Source organism: Streptomyces sp. NPDC048185, assembly GCF_043202495.1.
GTDB lineage: Bacteria > Actinomycetota > Actinomycetes > Streptomycetales > Streptomycetaceae > Streptomyces.
Genome location: NZ_JBIDAN010000008.1, coordinates 186416 through 203965 on the forward strand (window position 1 = coordinate 186416; position 17550 = coordinate 203965).

Sequence of the window (17550 nt, forward strand, 5' to 3'; positions counted from 1 at the left end):
GCCCTCGCCTCAGTGCCGTACGCGGTAGGTCACATGGGTGACCAGGCTCGCCGGCCGCGACGTCAGCTGCTCCAGCTCCAGCGGCGGGACACCCTCGAACAGCCGCGTGCCGGCGCCGAGGACGAGCGGCACGACGTGCAGCCGCAACTCGTCGATCAGACCGGCGGCGAGGTACTGGTTGACCGTGGTCGCGCCGCCGTGTACCAGGACATCGCCGTCGCCGGCCGCCGCACGTGCCCGGGCCAGCGCCGACGCGATGCCGTCGGTGACGAAGTGGTACGTCGTCCCGCCGGCCATCGGCTGCGGCTCGCGCGGGTGGTGGGTGAGCACGAACACCGGCGCGTGGAACGGCGGATCGTCTCCCCACCAGCCGTTCCACCGCCGGTCCCAGCCACCGCGCACCGGGCCGAACATGTTGCGTCCCATGATGAACGCCCCGGCGGCGGCCAACCGGTCGAGTTCGGCGCGGTTCTCCTCGGGGGTGTCGAACATCCAGGCGTGCAGCGCGGCCCCCGAGCCGTCGCCGCCGTCCTCACCGAACGGGCGTTCCTCGGTCTGGTGGAGGCCGGCGGAGAACCCGTCGACCGAGATCGTGAGGTCGCTGATCACCCTGCCCGTGCGTGTGGTCATCGCTGTGTCCTTCGCGCTCGACTCCGGTCCGAGGGGTCGGCCCCCACCGGCATCATCGCCCTCGGCCGGGGCCTCGGCGAGCGTCGCCGGGCTCCGTCGCGTCGAAGGCGCGGGCGACGGCGAGGCTGTCCTCGTAGACGTGGTGCCGGGTGACGAGGCCGTCCTCGACGGTGAGGTGCAGGGCGAACCTGGCGCGGTAGGCCCGGCCGGTGGAGCGCGCGGTCTGCCGGATCTCGCCGAGCACGACCGCGTCGCGGCCGTCGACGAGAACGCGTTCGATCTCGGTCGCCGCCTGTCCGGGCACGTGGTGCTCGGCGAGCTCGCGGTAGTGGGCGGCGGCGTCGGCGCGGGTCGAGCGGTGCCGGATCCACGGGGTGTCGGTGCGTCCGTGCTCGTCCTGCGGCCAGTCCAGCTTCCAGTCGCACGGTTCGGCGTACAGGGCGGCGATGTTCTCGGGGTCGCCCTCGCCGATCCGGAGCAGCAGTTCCTCCACGACGGTGCGGGTGGTCGCGTGCGCGGCTGTGGACACGTCTCTCCTCCGATCCGGCATCCGCGTCCGGCCGACGCGGTCACGTCGGCATTCTCGCGGGCGCCGCCGGGCCGGGGCGATTACCTCCCGGGTAAGGGCACGGACCGCCGTCCGCCCTCGCGCGACGCGAGCCGTTCCGGGCAGTGTGACGCGGATCGCACGGAAGACTTCGAGCGTCGCAAATCGGACAGTGATGCGGTTACCGAATATCGGACACCTACCGCTCACGCTTTGGAACAAGTGATCATGGCGCGCGTATGGCATTAGAAAGCTAGGAGATGTCGTCGATCAGCTGCTTGAAATGCAGGCTGGTCGCGCGTCCCTTAGCTCACCGCGAGCGGCCGCACCACGGAAAACGCAGGATTTAACGTCTTGTTCATGACTCAGCTGGACACGCGTTCCCCGGACACCGCGAAAGAGGGCGGCGCCCCTGCCGACGGCATGCGCAGCAAGGGCCTGGGCGGCAACAGCGTGGGCCTGCTGGGCAGTGCGGTCATCGGTGTCTCCACCGTGGCCCCCGTGTACTGCCTCACCTCGACGCTCGGTTCCACCGCGGGCGAGGTCGGCGTGCAGATGCCCGCCGTGTTCCTCGCCGGCTTCCTGCCGATGCTGCTCGTCGCCTTCGCCTACCGCGAGCTGAACAAGGCCATGCCCGACTGCGGCACCTCGTTCACCTGGACGGTCAAGGCCTTCGGGCCGCGCGTGGGATGGATGTGCGGCTGGGGCCTGGTCATCGCCACGATCATCGTGCTGTCGAACCTGGCCGGGGTGGCGACCTCCTACTTCTGGCTGCTCGCCGGCGAGATCACCGGCAGCGGCTCGGTCGCGGCACTGGACGGGAACAAGGCCGTCCACATCGTGACCTGTCTGGCGCTCATCGCCGTCGCCACCGTGATCAGCTACCGCGGCATGACGGCGACCAAGGGACTGCAGTACACCCTGGTGGCGCTGCAACTGCTGGTCCTGGCCGTGTTCGTGATCATGGCCTTCACCAAGGCCGGAGGCGCCGACTTCCCGACCTCGGCCGACTTCTCCTGGTCCTGGCTGAACCCCTTCGCCGTGCAGTCGTTCGCCGCGTTCACGGCCGGCCTGTCGCTGTCCATCTTCATGTACTGGGGCTGGGACGCGTGCCTGACCGCCAATGAGGAGACCAGCGGCAGCAGCCGCACGCCGGGCCGTGCCGCGCTCGTCGCCATGGTCGTCCTCGTCGGCTCGTACCTGCTGACGGGTGTCGCGGCGCAGATGATCGTGGGCTCCGGCGACCAGGGCCTCGGACTCGCGAACCCCGACACCTCGGACAACGTCTTCGCCGCCCTCGCCGGCCCCGTCATGGGCCCGGTGCTGGGCGTCGCGCTGTTCGTCGCGGTCCTCGCGTCGGCCGCGGCCAGCCTCCAGACGACGTTCATCCCCGTGGCCCGCACGGTCCTCGCCATGGCGACGTACGAGGCGCTGCCCGCCTCGTACGCCCAGGTGCACCCGCGCTACCGCACCCCGGGCCGCGCCACGGTCACCGCGGGCGTCGCGACCGGCGTCTTCTACACGGTGATGACACTGGTCAGCGCGCACGTGCTGGTCGACACGATCTACGCGCTGGGCCTGATGATCTGCTTCTACTACGCGCTGACGGCCTTCGCCTGCGCCTGGTACTTCCGTGCCGATCTCCTGAAGTCCGGACGCGACCTCGTGTTCAAGGGGGTCTTCCCCGTCCTCGGCGGCACACTGCTCGCGGCGGTCTTCGCCAAGACGCTCGCCGACATGTGGGACCCGGCCTACGGGAGCGGCTCCTCCGTGTTCGGTGTCGGCTCGGTGTTCGTGATCGGTGTGGGCCTGCTCGCCCTCGGCGTGGTGATCATGTGTGTGATGCGCCGGCGCAGCCCCGCCTTCTTCCGGGGCGAGGTGCTCACCAAGTCGACGCCCGCCCTGGTCGCCGAGGACTGAGGGGACCGAGCCGGAGCCTCAGCCGCGGCTGTCCCGGTCCGCGAGGGCCAGGATGCCCCGGGCCCGCTCCAGCACGGGCCTGTCGACCATGTGGCCGTCGACGGCGGTGACGGACGCCCCGGCGTCGAGGACGGTCCGGGCCCAGCGGATCTCGTCGTCGGTGGGGGCGAAACCGTCCGCGACGGGGCCGATCTGCGAGGGGTGGACGCACAACTTGCCCGCGAAGCCCATGCGCCGGGCGTGGGCGGTGTCGGCGCGCAGGACCGCCGGGTCCCGCACGGCCGTGGTCACACCGTCCACCGGCGGGTCGATGCCCGCCGCAGCGGAGGCGAGGACGACACGGCTGCGGGCGTGGGCCAGCGCGAGGGTGTCGTCGTGGGCGACACCCAGCTGGGCGGCGAGGTCGACGTTGCCGAAGGCGACCCGTACGACGCCGGGGACGGAACACACCTCGAGGGCCCGCTCGACGCCGAGGGCCGTCTCGACGAGCGGGATCAGCGCGCAGCGCCCGTCGGTGCGCGCGGCGATGCCGCCGAGGACCGCGGGGTCCTCGGCCTTCGGCACCATGACCGGGCAGCCGTGGCCGGCAGCCGTCGCGAGGTCCGCCTCGAACCACGCGGTGCCGGGCGGGTTGACGCGCACCACGGTCCGGCCGCCGAGGCCCGGCCAGTCGGCGGCGGCCTGCCGGGCCTCCTCCTTGTCCTCGGGCGCCACGGCGTCCTCCAGGTCGACGACGACCAGGTCCGCACCGCTGCGGGCGGCCTTGTCGAAGCGGTCCGGGCGGTTGCCGGGCACGAAGAGCAGGGTGCGGGCGGTCGACACGGGCAGAGCCCGTTCCCGGGTCTCGCCGGTCCGCGTGCTCATGCGAAGGTCACCTCGGCCGTGGCGTGCCGGGCCTCGCGGGGGCCGGCCGTCCGCAGCCGGACGCCGGTGCCGGTGGGCTCCCCCTCGGCCAGCAGGTGCTCGCCCGCGAACGCCGGCCGGTGCAACCGGAAGGAGAGCGAGCGCACCCGGCGCCCGGGGGCGTTGCGCCGTACGACGTCGAGCATGAGCAGCGCGAGGAGCGGCCCGTGGACGACGAGGCCGGGGTAGCCCTCGGTCTCGCGGCAGTACGGGGCGTCGTAATGGATGCGGTGGGCGTTGGCGGTGAGGGCGCTGAGGCGGAACAGAAGCGTCGGGTCGGGTCGGAGGCGTACCTGCCAGGGGCTCTCGCCGTCGGGGGCGGCGCGGTCGTCGAGGGACGCCGGGTGCCGCCCGCCGCCGCTGCCGCCGGAGCGGTAGACGATGTCCTGCTCCTCCACCAGGCGGGTACGGCCCCCCTGGCGGAACTCCTGGCGCTCGGTGACGAAGAGCAGTTCGCCGTCGCGGCCCTGCTTGGGCGTCACCGCGGCCAGGCTGCTGACCCGTTCCGCGGGCTCGCCCAGGCGCAGCGGTTCGACGATCTCGCACCGCCCGCCGGCGAACATGCGGCGGCGGTCGGGGACGGGCGGCAGGAAGCGGGCGTCACGCGGGTGGCCGTCGGGGCCGAGCTCGTGCTGGGCGGGCCAGTGCAGGAAGTGGAACCACTGCCAGAGCGGCGGGAGCGGGTCACCGGTCACGGCGGCCGGTCCGGGCAGGTCCAGCAGGGCCGATACGGCCGCGGCGGGGCCCGGTTCCAGCGCGTCGCGCGCGACGACCGGTTCGGGGTGCCACGTCTGCACGTAGGAGGCGAGGGGGGCGGTGGCGGACTGCATGGGGTGATGTGACCTCGTGGTTCAGGTGAGGGGTGCGGTCTTCGACGGTCGCGGGGTTGCCGCGGGCGTCCCGGTGGCGTCCAGCCGGGAGGCCCGGGACGGCTCCCGTACGAACAGGGTGGCCAGGAACGTCAGTCCGACGCACCCGGTGACGTACCAGAAGAAGAGACCTTCGTGGCCGGCGTCCTTGAGGGCCAGGGCGACGGGCTCGGTGAGGCCGCCGAAGGTGGCGGTGACCAGGGCGTGCGGCAGACCCACGCCGAGGGCCCGGACCCTGGTGGGGAACATCTCGGCCTTGATGATGGCGGCCAGCGCGGAGTACCCGGTGACGAACGTCAGGGCCACCGTCATGAGGAGGAACGCGATCCACGGGCTGCCCGTGCGGCCGAGGAGGGTCATCAGCGGCACCGTGAGGAGCATGCAGCCGCCGGAGAAGGCGAACATGACCGGGCGGCGGCCGATCCGGTCGGACAGGGCGCCGACGGCCGGCTGCATCAGCATGTAGACGAACAGCGCGGCGAAGCCGATCACGGTGACCGTGGACTTCGGTATGCCGGCGGTGTTCACCAGGTACTTCTGCAGGTAGGTGGTGTACGTGTAGAAGGCGACGGTGCCGCCGATGGCCAGGCCGAAGACCGCGAGGAGCTCGCGGGGATACTCGGCGAACAGGGCGACGAGGCCCGTGCGTTCCCGGGCGGCGCCGGGGCCCCGTCGGGCCGTGCGCGCCCGCTCCTGCTCGTAGTGCCCGGACTCCTCCATCGTCCGGCGCAGGTACATCACGGCCAGGCCGGCCGCGGCGCCGATCACGAAGGGCACGCGCCAGCCCCAGCTGTGCAGCTCCTCCTCGGTGAGCAGGTGCTGCAGCGCGATGGCCACGGCCAGGGCGGCGAGCTGCCCGAGCACGATGGACACGTACTGGAAGCTGGAGTAGAAACCGCGCCGGCCCGGGGGAGCGACCTCGGAGAGGTAGGAGGCGCTGGAGCCGAACTCGCCGCCGACGGACAGGCCCTGGGCCAGCCGGGCGAGGACCAGCAGGGCGGGAGCCCAGAAGCCGATGGTGTCATGCCCCGGCGCCAGCGCGATGGTGAGGGAGCCGGCGCTCATCAGGGTGACGGAGAGGGTCAGCGCACGGCGCCGGCCGAAGCGGTCGGCGTAGGCGCCGAGCAGCCAGCCGCCGAGCGGGCGCATGAAGAAGCCGACGGCGAAGACGACGGCCGTCGACAGGAGTTGGGCCGTGCGGTCGCCCTCGGGGAAGAACACGGAGGCGAAGTAGATGCTGAACGTGGCGTAGGCGAACCAGTCGTACCACTCGATGAGGTTGCCCAGACATCCGCGCACGACGTTCCTGGTGACGCGCCGCCGGTCGTGGGTGGGGGGAGCGGGGGTGCGGCTCATCCGTGGCGACCTCCGTCTGCTCGGTGGCTGAAGTGCCACACATCATGAGCAGTGATGGAGTCCGCTGAACAATAGAAATGCGTGATGGGATCATGACCGGTCCGCATGGACGCGCCGGGTCAGGCGCCCACCTCGGGTTCCTCGGACGTCTGCAGCTGGGCGGACGGCCACCGCCCCTGTGAGACGGCCTCCGTGATCCGGCGGACCAGCTCGCGGGCCACGACCGCGACGGCCGGGGGCACGCGTCCGTACCGGGGGGTGCCCAGGACGATCGACCGCCGGACGTCGGGCTCGCACAGCGGCGCGGCGCTGAGCCTGCCCTCCGCCACGTCCTCGGCGATGCCGACGCCGGGCAGGACCGTCCAGCCGTGTCCCGCCAGCACCAGCTGTTTCTGCACCCGCATCGAGTTGGTCTGCACGGCGACCTCCATGGTGCCGCCCGACCGGGCCGCCGCCGCGTCGATCAGCGTGCGCAGTGCGTGTCCCGCGGCCGGCATGACCAGGGGGTGCGCCGCGACCCGGGAGAACGCCACCGGGCTGTCGGCGCGCAGCCCGGCCGAGGCGGGGGCGACCGCCCACAGGCGCTCGCGCACCAGGGGGCGGGCATGGAGCGACGGGCTGCTGTCCAGGTTGTACAGCAGTGTGAGGTCCAGGTCGCCCGTGTCGAGCCACTGCTGAAGATGGCCGGAGTACCCGGTCATCAGGCGCAGCTCCACCCCGGGGTGGGCTTCGCCGACCGCCGCCACCAGCTGCTCGGCGAGCAGGTCGCTCGTGCTCTCCAGCAGGCCGACCGTGACGATGCCGGTCACCTGCCCCGAGCGGGGCTGGACCTCGGCTCGGGCCCGCTCCAGTTCGTTCAGTGCCCTGCGCGCGCGGTCGACCATGATCTGGCCGGCGTCGGTGGGGCGCATGCCCTGCCGGGTGCGCTGGAAGAGAGGGACGCCGAGTTCCTCCTCCAGCGTGCGGATCTGCCGGGTGACGGCGGGCTGCACCAGGTGCAGCAGCTCGGCGGCACGCGTCACGCTGCCCACCTCGGCGACCGTGACCAGTGCCTTCAGCTGCTTGACGTCCATCCGGGCCAACCTTCCTCAACGCATCCACGGCACGCATGGGTTCATCAGGAATTGCTATTTCACTAAGTCAGGAATGAATGTTCATGATGGTACGCCAGTCCGGGTCACCGACACCTTTGCGGAGGTCGACACATGGCCGAGAACCCAGCGCCGCCGGCCGGCGGGCTGCCCCTGTCCGGCATCACCGTCGTGAGCATCGAGCAGGCGGTGGCCGCGCCCTTCGCCACCCGTCAGCTCGCCGACCTCGGAGCGCGGGTGATCAAGGTGGAGCGGCCCGGTGGCGGCGACTTCGCACGGCGCTACGACACGACGGTGCACGGCGAGTCCAGCTACTTCGTGTGGCTCAACCGCTCGAAGGAGTCGGTGACGCTCGACCTGAAGTCCGCAGAGGGGCGTGAGGTCCTGGACCGGCTCCTGGCGCGGGCGGACGTGTTCGTCCAGAACCTCGCCCCCGGCGCCGCGGCCCGCATGGGCCTGGGTGCCGACAGCCTGGCACGGCGGTTCCCCGCGCTGGTCCCGTGCTCGATCTCCGGGTACGGCACGAGCGGCCCGTGGGCCGACCGCAAGGCGTACGACCTGCTCGTGCAGTGTCAGACCGGCCTCGTCTCCCTCACCGGAACCGCCGAGGAAGCGGCCCGCGTGGGAGTGTCCGTCGCGGACATCGCCGCCGGCATGTACGCCTACAGCGGCATCCTCACCGCCCTGTTCACGCGAGCCGTACAGGGGACCGTCCGGGCCGTCGAGGTGTCCCTGTTCGAGGCGCTGGCGGAGTGGATGGGCCAGCCCGCCTACTACACGGCCCACAACGGCGCCCAGCCCCCACGGGTCGGCACCCAGCACGCCACGATCGCCCCCTACGGCACGTACACCGCCGCCGACGGCACGGACGTCCTGCTCTCCGTGCAGAACGAACGCGAGTGGGCCGCCCTGTGCGAGCACTTCCTGAAGACACCCGGCCTGATCGGTGATCCGCGTTTCGCCACCGGCTCGGCACGGGTCGCTCACCGCCGTGAGCTGAACGCCGTCCTGGCGGAGCGGATCGCCGCCTCGGACGGCGCCGAGGTGATGAGGCGCCTCGACGCGATCGGCATCGCCAACGCGCCGGTCAACGACGTCAAGCAGTTCCTCGACCATCCCGTACTGAGCGGACGGGACCGCTGGCGGCAGGTGCGGATACCGGGCGGTGAGACCGTCGCCGCCCTGCTGCCGCCGGTGGACCTGGCCGGTACCGCTCCCCGCATGGACGCGGTCCCCGCTCTCGGCGAGCACACCGAACAGATCCTCACCCAGCTCGGATACGACACCGCACGGATCGACGCGATGCGCACGGCCGGCGCCGTCTGACGCCCGGACCGGGCACCGGCCGGGACCACAGCAAGGAGACCCCATGAGCACCCTCGACACCCTGTCCGAGGACGAGCAGTTCATCGTCACCACGGTGCGCGACTTCGTCGACAAGGACATCAAGCCCGTCGCGCGCGAACTCGACCACACCGACACCTACCCCGAGGCGCTCATCGAGCAGATGAAGGAACTCGGCATCTTCGGCCTCGCGGTGCCCGAGGAGTACGGCGGCACTCCCGTCTCCACCCCCTGCTACGTGCTCGTCACCGAAGAACTGGCCCGTGGCTGGATGAGCCTGGCCGGAGCCATGGGCGGCCACACCGTCGTCGCCAAGCTGCTGCTGCACCACGGCACCGAGGAGCAGAAGCGCCGCTATCTGCCCAGGATGGCCACGGGCGAGGTGCGCGCCACCATGGCCCTCACCGAACCCGGCGGCGGCTCCGACCTCCAGGCCATGCGCACGGTCGCCCGCCGCGACGACGACGGCTATCTCGTGAACGGCACCAAGACCTGGATCACCAACTCCCGCCGGTCCCAGCTGATCGCCCTCCTGTGCAAGACCGACCCCGACGCCTCCCCGGCCCACCGGGGCATCTCCGTCCTCCTCGTCGAGCACGGTCCGGGGCTGACGGTCTCCCGCGACCTGCCGAAACTCGGTTACAAGGGCGTGGAGAGCTGTGAACTGTCCTTCGAGAACCACCGCGCCCCGGCGGACGCCGTACTGGGCGGCGTCGAGGGCCGGGGCTTCGCCCAGATGATGAAGGGGCTGGAGACCGGCCGCCTCCAGGTCGCCGCCCGCGCACTCGGTGTCGGCCGGGCGGCACTGGAGGACGCGCTGGCCTACGCCCAGGAACGCGAGTCGTTCGGCAAGCCCATCTGGAAGCACCAGTCCGTGGGCAACTACCTGGCGGACATGGCGACCTCCCTCACCGCCGCCCGCCAGCTCACCCTCCACGCGGCCCGCGAGGCGGACGCCGGCCGGCGCATCGACATGGAGGCGGGCATGGCCAAGCTGTTCGCGTCCGAGACGGCGATGCAGATCGCGCTCAACGCCGTGCGTATCCACGGCGGTTACGGCTACTCCACCGAGTTCGACGTGGAACGCTACTTCCGGGACGCGCCGCTGATGATCGTCGGCGAGGGCACCAACGAGATCCAGCGCAACGTCATCGCGAGCCAGCTGGTCAAGCGCGGCGGCCTCGACGCGTGAGGCACCGGCCGCACGGTGGCACCAGCCCGCGCCGGGGCGAGGGAGACAGCGCCCGTCGGGCGTGTGAAGGGACGGCGCGTGAGCCGGGCCCGCACGGAGAGAGCGCCGCGCGAACGGCGCCCGACGGGGGAACACCCGCGGCCGTCATGACGTGCGCGGCCACCGCGTCCGCGTCCTCGGGCAGCGTCCAGGGCGCCTGCCCGGGCGGGTTGCCCGGACAGGCGCCCTGGTGCCGGGTCCTAGAAGAAGCCCAGCTTCTTCGGGGAGTACGAGACGAGGAGGTTCTTCGTCTGCTGGTAGTGCTCCAGCATCATCCGGTGGTTCTCCCGGCCGATCCCCGACTGCTTGTAGCCGCCGAACGCGGCGTGCGCCGGGTAGGCGTGGTAGCAGTTCGTCCAGACGCGTCCCGCCTGGATCGCGCGGCCCGCGCGGTACGCGGTGTTCATGTCGCGGGTCCACACTCCGGCGCCCAGGCCGTACAGCGTGTCGTTGGCGGTCTTGATCGCGTCGTCGAAGCCGTCGAAGGAGGTGACCGCGACGACCGGGCCGAAGATCTCCTCCTGGAAGATCCGCATGCGGTTGTGACCCTCGAAGATCGTGGGCCGGACGTAGTAACCGCCCTTCAACTCACCCTCGTGGTCAAAGCGTTCACCGCCGGTGAGGACCTTGGCTCCTTCCTGCCGGCCGATGTCCAGGTAGGACAGGATCTTCTCCAACTGGTCGTTGGACGCCTGGGCGCCGATCATCGTGTCGGTGTCCAGCGGGTGACCCGGAGTGATCAGCTCCGTGCGGGCCACCGCCGCCTCCAGGAACTCGGCGTACGTGCCTCGCTGGATCAGCGCCCGGGACGGACAGGTGCACACCTCGCCCTGGTTGAGCGCGAACATCGTGAAGCCCTCGAGCGCCTTGTCGCGGAAGTCGTCGTCCTGCGCCCAGACGTCGTCGAAGAAGATGTTCGGCGACTTGCCGCCCAGCTCCAGCGTGACCGGCTTGATGTTCTCCGAGGCGTACTGCATGATCAGCCGCCCGGTGGTGGTCTCTCCCGTGAACGCCACCTTCGCCACCCGCGGGCTCGACGCGAGCGGCTTGCCCGCCTCCACCCCGAAGCCGTTGACGACGTTCACGACACCCGGCGGCAGCAGGTCCGATACCAGGCTCAGCCAGTAGTGGATCGAGGCCGGGGTCTGCTCGGCGGGCTTCAGGACGACCGCGTTGCCGGCGGCGAGAGCGGGGGCCAGCTTCCAGGTCGCCATCAGGATCGGGAAGTTCCACGGGATGATCTGCGCGACCACGCCCAGCGGCTCGTGGAAGTGGTACGCGACCGTGTCGTCGTCGATCTCGCCGATCGAGCCCTCCTGCGCGCGGAGCGCGCCCGCGAAATAGCGGAAGTGGTCGATGGCGAGAGGGATGTCGGCCGCCAGCGTCTCGCGCACCGGCTTGCCGTTCTCCCAGCTCTCGGCGACCGCCAGGCGTTCCAGGTTCGCCTCCATGCGGTCCGCGATCTTCAGCAGAATGCCGGAACGCTCGGTCACCGACGTGCGGCCCCAGCCCGGGGCGGCCCCGTGCGCCGCGTCGAGCGCCCGCTCCACGTCCTCCGCCGTACCGCGCGCGATCTCCGTGAACGGCTGCCCGTTCACCGGGGACGGGTTCTCGAAGTACTGCCCGCGCACCGGCGGCACGTACTCACCACCGATGAAGTGGTCGTAGCGCGACTCGTAGGAGACGATCGCACCCTCGGTACCGGGCGCCGCGTAACGGGTCATCCTGGTCTGCCTCCCTCATCGTGCGCCGCCCACGTCGGGCAGCTCTCCAGGAGGCTAGGGAGCGCCACGTTGCGCGGACGTTGCGTGAGCGGCGGCTCCGGACCCGCGCCCGGAGGTGCGCCGGCGGGCCGTCACCACGCGCGCGGTACCGTCAGCTCGGACTCCAGCGCGGCGAGCCGGGACAGCACCGCGGCGGTGGGCCGGACCGCGGCCAGCGCACGCCAGACGTCCAGGTCGTCCTCGCCCCACGGCGCGTGCGCCCAGTCGGCCAGGAGGTCGGGGTCACGGCAGGCGATCAGCGCGGTGCGCAGGCCGTCGGCCAGCCGGCGCCGGTGCCGTGCCACCGCCGGGGCCTGGGAACCGGGCAGCAGCGGTCCGGCGTACGCCGCCGCGGCCGCCGTTACGCCACCCGCCCGCAGCCGGCGCTCGACCACGGCGACGTCGGACTCGACGGGCATGGTGAGCCGGTACGGGCGGGACGCCAGTACTCCCGGCCCCAGCACCCCGCGCAGCCGCGCCAGTTCCGCGCGCAGGGTCACCGCGGGCACCGTCTCGTCCTCGTAGAGCGCGCACAGCAGCTCGTCCCCGGTCAGACCCTCCGGATGCTGCGCCAGCAACACGACGATCTCGCTGTGCCGGCGGCTGAGGCGGATCCTGCGGCCGCCGCGGCTCAGCAGCGCCTCGTCACGGCCCAGCGCGGACAGCTCGGCCGTGTCCACGGCAGGCTGCTCCGGTGACAGCAGGGCCAGCTGGGACTCCGCGGCACGGGCCACCGCCTGGACGAAGCCCAGGCTGTGCGGATGCGCCAGTCCGTCCCCGCCCGTGATGTCCACGGCGCCCAGCACCCGCCCGGTGCGCGGGTCGTGCACCGGAGCCGCCGCGCACGTCCACGGCTGGACCTGCCGGATGAAGTGCTCGGCCGCGAAGACCTGGACCGGGCGGCCGACGGCCACCGCCGTGCCCGGCGCGTTCGTCCCCACCGCGGACTCCGCCCACCGGGCACCCGGCACGAAGTTCATCCGCCCCGCGCGCCGCCGGGTGGCCGGATGCCCCTCGACCCACAGCAGCCTGCCGTGCGCGTCGCACACCGCCAGCAGGTGCTCCCCGTCGGCCGCGAACGCGCCCAGGAGTTCACGGAACAGCGGCATCACCCGGGCCAGCGGATGCTCGGCGCGGTAGGCGCCGAGGTCGCCGTCCATGAGTTCCACGCTCGCGGTGCCGTCCGGGCCGACACCCGCCCGGACGGACCGCCGCCACGACTCGGCCACCACGGCGCGCACGGGCCGCGACACCGTGCCCGCCTCGGTGAACGTCTCGTGCGCGCGGCGCAGCGTCCGCGCGCGCTCGACGGGATCGGCCCCAGGTTCCAGAGCCAGCCACGAATCGGTCAACTCGGCCTCCCTGGAGAGCGATACGACGGGGACATCGTCACTCCGCGGATGGGCTCCGACAACCTCTTCGACCGGCCCGATCACCCGAACGTGGCCGTCCGCCTGCCGTCAGGCGAAGTTGACCAGTCTGATGTACCGGGTCCAGTCCCACAGCGGTCCCGGATCCGTGTGGTCGCTGCCCGGCACCTCGTAGTGGCCGATGATGTGCGCACGGTCCTTCGGGATGCCGTACGTGGTGCAGATCGCCGCGGTGAGCCGCGCCGACTGCTCGTACAGGGCGTCGGTGAGGTACTCCGGCCGGTCCACCCAGGCCTCGTGCTCGATGCCGATGCTGCGGGTGTTGTAGTCCCAGTTCCCGGCGTGCCAGGCGATGTCGGACTCGCGGACGCACTGCGCGACGTGCCCGTCGGCGGACCGGACGACGTAGTGGGCGGACACCTGTCTGTCCGCGTTGCGGAAGATGGACAGCGTGTCCGCGTACGTCTCCTGCGTGACGTGGACGACGACGTAGTCGACCGGGTAGGTGAGGGGGCGGCTCGACCGGCTGTAGTTGGACGCGCTCGCCGGCTGCCAGTCGGCGGACGGGTAGTCGACGTCGGCCAGGGGCCGTGCGGCGGCTCGCGTGCCGGACAGGAGTGCGGAGGAGACGGTGGCGAGCGCGGCGCCTCGAAGGAGCCGCCGCCTGGTCGGGGAAGGTGTTGTCCTTTCCGATTCCACGGGGGACCGCCTTTCGTGTGGGGGGTGGTGCGCGGGTGTGGGTGCGCGGCTCCACGGCTCGGCGCCGTGTCGCACACGGTTGCCAACGGCGGGGCGACGGCTTGGTTGCGAGGGGTGGGGCCGAACGCCGAGGAGCGGGCCGGACGTCGCGGTGCCCCTGTGCCGCGGTCACGAAGGGCTTCGCGTGAACCACCGTACGAGGACGGCGGGTTGGGCAGAAGGGGGCGTCGCGGTTCGGTGGACGACCGCGGTGATGTGGAGACGGCGCTCACTCGGACGAGTGAGCGCCGCGGGACTCCGGGCGCTGCGCATGGGGGCCGCGCCGGTCCCTGGCCCGAGCGGTGTCCCGAGCCAGTGCCGTGTTCCGGGCCTGTGCCTTGCCCCGGGCCCGGGCCGTGCGCCGGCCCGCTCGGCCCTCCGGGCCCGAGCTCCGGCCAGTCAGACCGAGCCACCGCCCTCCGGGTGCGATCTCCGGCCCGCCCGGCCCTCCGGGTCCGAGTCGCTGCCCGCCTCGACCAAGCTCCAGTCCGCCCGGTCCGAGCTCCGGCTCGCCGAGCCCGAGCTTCATGCCCGCCAGGACTGGGCCCTGCCCGCCGAGCCCGAGCCCGCCGGACCGAGTCCTTGCCCGCCGGGACCGAGCCCCTGCCCGCCGAGCCCGAGCTTCCTGCCCGCCGGGACCGAGCCCCGGTCCCCCTGGGCTCAGCCCGGTCCCCCTGGGCCGGCCCCGGGGTCCCCCTGGGCTCGGCCCCGGGGGGACCCCGGGCCCGGCCCCGATCCCCGGGCTGAGCCCAGGTCCGCCCCGTCTCAGACCCGGCCGGCCACCGCGGCCGCCGGATCGTCCAGGACTCCCCGGATCACCGAGTGCGCCGCGCCGAGCAGGGGTCCCTGCGGACCCAGTTCCGACACGGACACGGGGCAGGCCGGGCCGGCGGTGCGCCGGGCCAGCTCGTCCCGCAGGGACGGCAGCAACCAGGGCGCGAGCCCGGCCAGGGCACCGCCCAGCACCACGCTCTCCGGGTCCAGCAGGTTGGCCGCCCCGGTCAGGGCGATGCCGAGCGCCGTCCCCGCTTCGCGCAGCGCGCGCCGTACGCCCTCGTCGCCGTCGGCGGCACGCCCCGCGAGCAGCCCGACCCGGTCCTGACCCGGTTCCACACCGGCCGCGCGCAGGACGGCCTTCTCACCGGCGTACTGCTCCAGGCAGCCACGCCCCCCGCAGGCGCACGCCGGCCCGTCGGGATGCACCGGCATGTGCCCCAGCTCGCCCGCGAAGCCCCGGGTCCCGCGCAGCAGCCGCCCGTCGACGACCACGGCGGCACCGATGCCGATCTCGGCCGAGACGTGCAGGAAGTCACGCGGGGTTCCGTCACCGAGCCACAGCTCGGCGAGCGCGCCGAAGTTGGCCTCGTTGTCCACGGTCAGCGGTACGCCGGAGGGCAGGAGAGCCCCGAGGTCGGCGTCGTGCCAGTCGAGGTTCGGGGCGCGTACGACGGTCCGTCCGTCCCGTGCCACCAGACCCGGCACGGCCACGGCCAGTCCGGCCGGCCACAGGCCCTCCGCCTCCGCCTCCGCGGTGACCGTCCGCACCAGGCCGGTGAGCTGCTCGACGACCGGCTCGAGCGAGCGGCCCCGGTTGCTGCCGTACCGCACGGCCCGCGCCCGTACCCGGCCGCGCAGGTCGACCGCGCAGACCGCCAGGTGGTCGACGCCGACCTCCGCGCCGATCCCGGCGGGGCCGTTCGCGCTGACGGCGAGCGCGGATCCGGGCCGGCCCACCCGTCCGGGACGTTCGGGCCCCAGCTCCTCCAGCAGGCCCGAGCGGATCAGCTCGTCCACCAGGGTCGACACGGCCGCGCGCGTCAGCCCGATCCGTGAGGCGACGGCTGCCCGGGAAAGCGGCCCCTCGGCGCGGACGGTGTGCATCACCCGGGAGAGGTTGCGGCGGCGCATGGCCTGCTGGGTGTCCGGCAGCCCACGGCCGGGGCGGGTCGGACGCGCTTCGTGCGGGGGTGCGGTCATGCCTCCGTCAGTCCTCGGTCGGTACGTGTGCGGTGCTCGGTCGGTGCTCGTCGGCCGTTCGGACGGTCCGAGCCGCCCTTGGCCGCAGGCTCGCCCGCGGACGGGCCCCGGGAGGAGCGCCCGCGGCGGAACGACCCCGCCGCGGGCGCCCGGAGGCGTGCCGCGGGGACGGCCCGTGAGCCTGTCCGTCCGAACGCCGCCGCCCGCGCGAGCACGTCGTCAGCGAGTGCCCCCGCCCCGCTCCAGGAGCGGCGCCGCGTCGGAGACTACCCCGGCGATCCTGGCCAGCGTCGCCTCGTCCCGCTCCACGGCGTCCAGCACCGGCCCGGCGGCCGTGTTCCAGCGCCGGGCGACCGCCGCCGGATCCTCGCCGGTGAGCAGGCCCGCCGCCTGCGCGGCGGCGCCGAGCGCCACCAGTTCCCTGGCCTCGGGGATCTGGACGGGACGCCCCGAGAGGCGTCGCACGGTCTGCTGCCACGCCGTCCCGCGCGCGCCGCCGCCGATCAGCAGCAGCGGCGCGGAGGGGTCCGCGTCCGCGTCGAGGACCAGGTCGAGGGCGCCGAGCAGCGAGTGGACGGCACCGTCGTACGCGGCCTGGAGCAGCTGGCCGGCGGTCGTGTCGTGGCGCAGCCCGTACAGGAGGCCGGAGGAGTGCGGCAGGTTCGGGGTGCGTTCGCCGTCCAGGTAGGGCAGGAGCGTGACGTCGGCGCCGGGTTCGACGGCCTCGCGGTCCAGGTGCAGCAGGGCCGCCACGCGGTCGACGGCGAGCGTGCAGTTCAGGGTGCAGGCCAGCGGCAGCCAGTCGCCGCGCGCGTCGGCGAAGCCCGCCACGGTGCCGGTCGGGTCGGCCGGCCGCCGCTGCGACACGGCGTACACCGTGCCGGAGGTGCCGAGGCTCATCACCGGCACGCCGGGGCGCACGCCGAGACCGAGCGCGGCGGCCGCGTTGTCACCGGTGCCGCCGGCGACCAGGGTGCCCTTGGTGAACGGCAGGTCGTGGCTGTCGCGCACGGTACCGGCCACCTCGCCGGGCCGGACCGTGCGGGGGAGCAGCGCCGGGTCGAGTCCCACGCGCGCGAGGGTCTCCTCGTCGTACGACTCCGTCCCGGACGCCCACCAGCCGGTGCCGGACGCGTCACCCCGGTCGGTGGTCCCCTCACCGGTGAGCCGCTCGGTGAGGTAGTCGTGGGGGAGGCGTACGGCCTTCACGGCCCGGACCGCCTCCGGCTCGTTCTCGGCCAGCCAGGCCCACTTGGTGACGGTGAAGGAGGCGCTGGGCACGCTGCCCGTGCGCTCCGCCCAGGCCTTGGCGCCGCCCAGCTCCTCGATCAGGCGGCGGGCCTGCGGTGCCGAGCGCACGTCGTTCCAGAGCAGGGCCGGGCGCACCGGGTCACCCGCGGCGTCCAGCGTGACGAGGCCGTGCTGCTGCCCGCCGATCGACACGGCGGCGGCCTCACGCGCCGCGTCACCGCACTGCTCCAGGGCCGTGCACAGGGCGTCCCACCACTGTCGCGGGTCGCTCTCGCGGCCGGCGCCGGAGGAGACCGTGTGGGGCGCCTGGCCGCTCGCGACGACCCGTCCGGTGGCCGCGTCGACGACCAGCGCCTTCGTGGACTGGGTGGACGTGTCCACGCCGACGACAAGCGGACCCTCGGCTGCTGACATCGGGCTACTCCCTCTTCCGGGGCTCTGCGGCTTCATGGCTCAGATCGGTCTGAGCTGGGGTTCTGCGGCGGAGCCGGGTCGCTGGGACCCGACACGATCCGTGGGGGGCACCGTGTTCCCTTCCCGGGACCGCGTGTGCATACTAA

At 72.9% G+C, this 17550-nt stretch carries 14 protein-coding genes; 3 read left to right on the forward strand and 11 right to left on the reverse strand.

Features of this window, described 5'->3' with window-relative positions; all coding sequences use genetic code 11:
- Positions 1–9 precede the first annotated feature (9 nt).
- Positions 10–630: a dihydrofolate reductase family protein gene (locus tag ACGF3H_RS24025; RefSeq protein ID WP_362487491.1), complete on the reverse strand. Its 621-nt coding sequence runs from the start codon at positions 628–630 to the stop codon at positions 10–12.
- Positions 631–682: 52 nt separating this feature from the next.
- Complete coding sequence (locus ACGF3H_RS24030; RefSeq protein ID WP_362487489.1) at positions 683–1159, reverse strand: nuclear transport factor 2 family protein; 477 nt, start codon at positions 1157–1159, stop codon at positions 683–685.
- 378 nt (positions 1160–1537) lie between these two features.
- Between ACGF3H_RS24030 and ACGF3H_RS24035 the strand changes: the two genes are divergently transcribed.
- Complete coding sequence (locus ACGF3H_RS24035; protein WP_362487487.1) at positions 1538–3097, forward strand: APC family permease; 1560 nt, start codon at positions 1538–1540, stop codon at positions 3095–3097.
- Positions 3098–3115: 18 nt separating this feature from the next.
- On the opposite strand, the gene ACGF3H_RS24040 is transcribed toward ACGF3H_RS24035, so the two are convergent.
- The 4 genes from ACGF3H_RS24040 to ACGF3H_RS24055 form a co-directional block, all read right to left on the reverse strand.
- Positions 3116–3961 carry a CoA ester lyase gene (locus tag ACGF3H_RS24040; protein WP_362487485.1) on the reverse strand — a complete coding sequence of 282 codons (846 nt, stop codon included), beginning with the start codon at positions 3959–3961 and terminating at the stop codon, positions 3116–3118.
- A complete protein-coding gene (locus ACGF3H_RS24045; RefSeq protein ID WP_362487483.1) occupies positions 3958–4830 on the reverse strand; it encodes a hypothetical protein in 873 nt (290 codons plus the stop codon). Before ACGF3H_RS24045 ends, ACGF3H_RS24040 begins: the two co-directional genes overlap by 4 nt.
- 21 nt (positions 4831–4851) lie before the next feature.
- On the reverse strand, positions 4852–6225 hold the full coding sequence (locus ACGF3H_RS24050) for an MFS transporter (RefSeq protein WP_362487482.1): 1374 nt from the start codon (positions 6223–6225) through the stop codon (positions 4852–4854).
- Between the two features lie 119 nt (positions 6226–6344).
- Positions 6345–7298 carry a LysR substrate-binding domain-containing protein gene (locus ACGF3H_RS24055; RefSeq protein WP_362487480.1) on the reverse strand — a complete coding sequence of 318 codons (954 nt, stop codon included), beginning with the start codon at positions 7296–7298 and terminating at the stop codon, positions 6345–6347.
- Positions 7299–7430: 132 nt separating this feature from the next.
- Between ACGF3H_RS24055 and ACGF3H_RS24060 the strand changes: the two genes are divergently transcribed.
- Both ACGF3H_RS24060 and ACGF3H_RS24065 read left to right on the forward strand, forming a co-directional pair.
- On the forward strand, positions 7431–8642 hold the full coding sequence (locus ACGF3H_RS24060) for a CaiB/BaiF CoA-transferase family protein (RefSeq protein WP_362487478.1): 1212 nt from the start codon (positions 7431–7433) through the stop codon (positions 8640–8642).
- A 43-nt stretch (positions 8643–8685) separates the two neighbouring features.
- Positions 8686–9852, forward strand: a complete 1167-nt coding sequence (locus ACGF3H_RS24065; protein ID WP_362487476.1) for an acyl-CoA dehydrogenase family protein — start codon at positions 8686–8688, stop codon at positions 9850–9852.
- A gap of 239 nt (positions 9853–10091) precedes the next feature.
- Here the strand turns inward: ACGF3H_RS24065 and adh are convergent, their stop codons facing one another.
- From adh to xylB, 5 genes are all read right to left on the reverse strand, one after another.
- Positions 10092–11615, reverse strand: coding sequence for an aldehyde dehydrogenase (adh, locus tag ACGF3H_RS24070; RefSeq protein ID WP_362487474.1), 1524 nt, complete (start codon positions 11613–11615; stop codon positions 10092–10094).
- Between the two features lie 131 nt (positions 11616–11746).
- A complete protein-coding gene (locus ACGF3H_RS24075; protein WP_362487472.1) occupies positions 11747–13006 on the reverse strand; it encodes a GAF domain-containing protein in 1260 nt (419 codons plus the stop codon).
- A gap of 108 nt (positions 13007–13114) precedes the next feature.
- Positions 13115–13723 (reverse strand): N-acetylmuramoyl-L-alanine amidase, encoded by a 609-nt coding sequence (locus ACGF3H_RS24080; RefSeq protein WP_362487470.1) that lies wholly within the window; start codon positions 13721–13723, stop codon positions 13115–13117.
- Between the two features lie 804 nt (positions 13724–14527).
- The gene (locus tag ACGF3H_RS24085) at positions 14528–15739 is read right to left on the reverse strand and encodes an ROK family transcriptional regulator (protein WP_362487467.1); all 1212 of its coding nucleotides are present in this window, start codon (positions 15737–15739) and stop codon (positions 14528–14530) included.
- A gap of 219 nt (positions 15740–15958) precedes the next feature.
- On the reverse strand, positions 15959–17404 hold the full coding sequence (xylB, locus tag ACGF3H_RS24090) for a xylulokinase (RefSeq protein ID WP_362487465.1): 1446 nt from the start codon (positions 17402–17404) through the stop codon (positions 15959–15961).
- Positions 17405–17550: the final 146 nt, after the last annotated feature.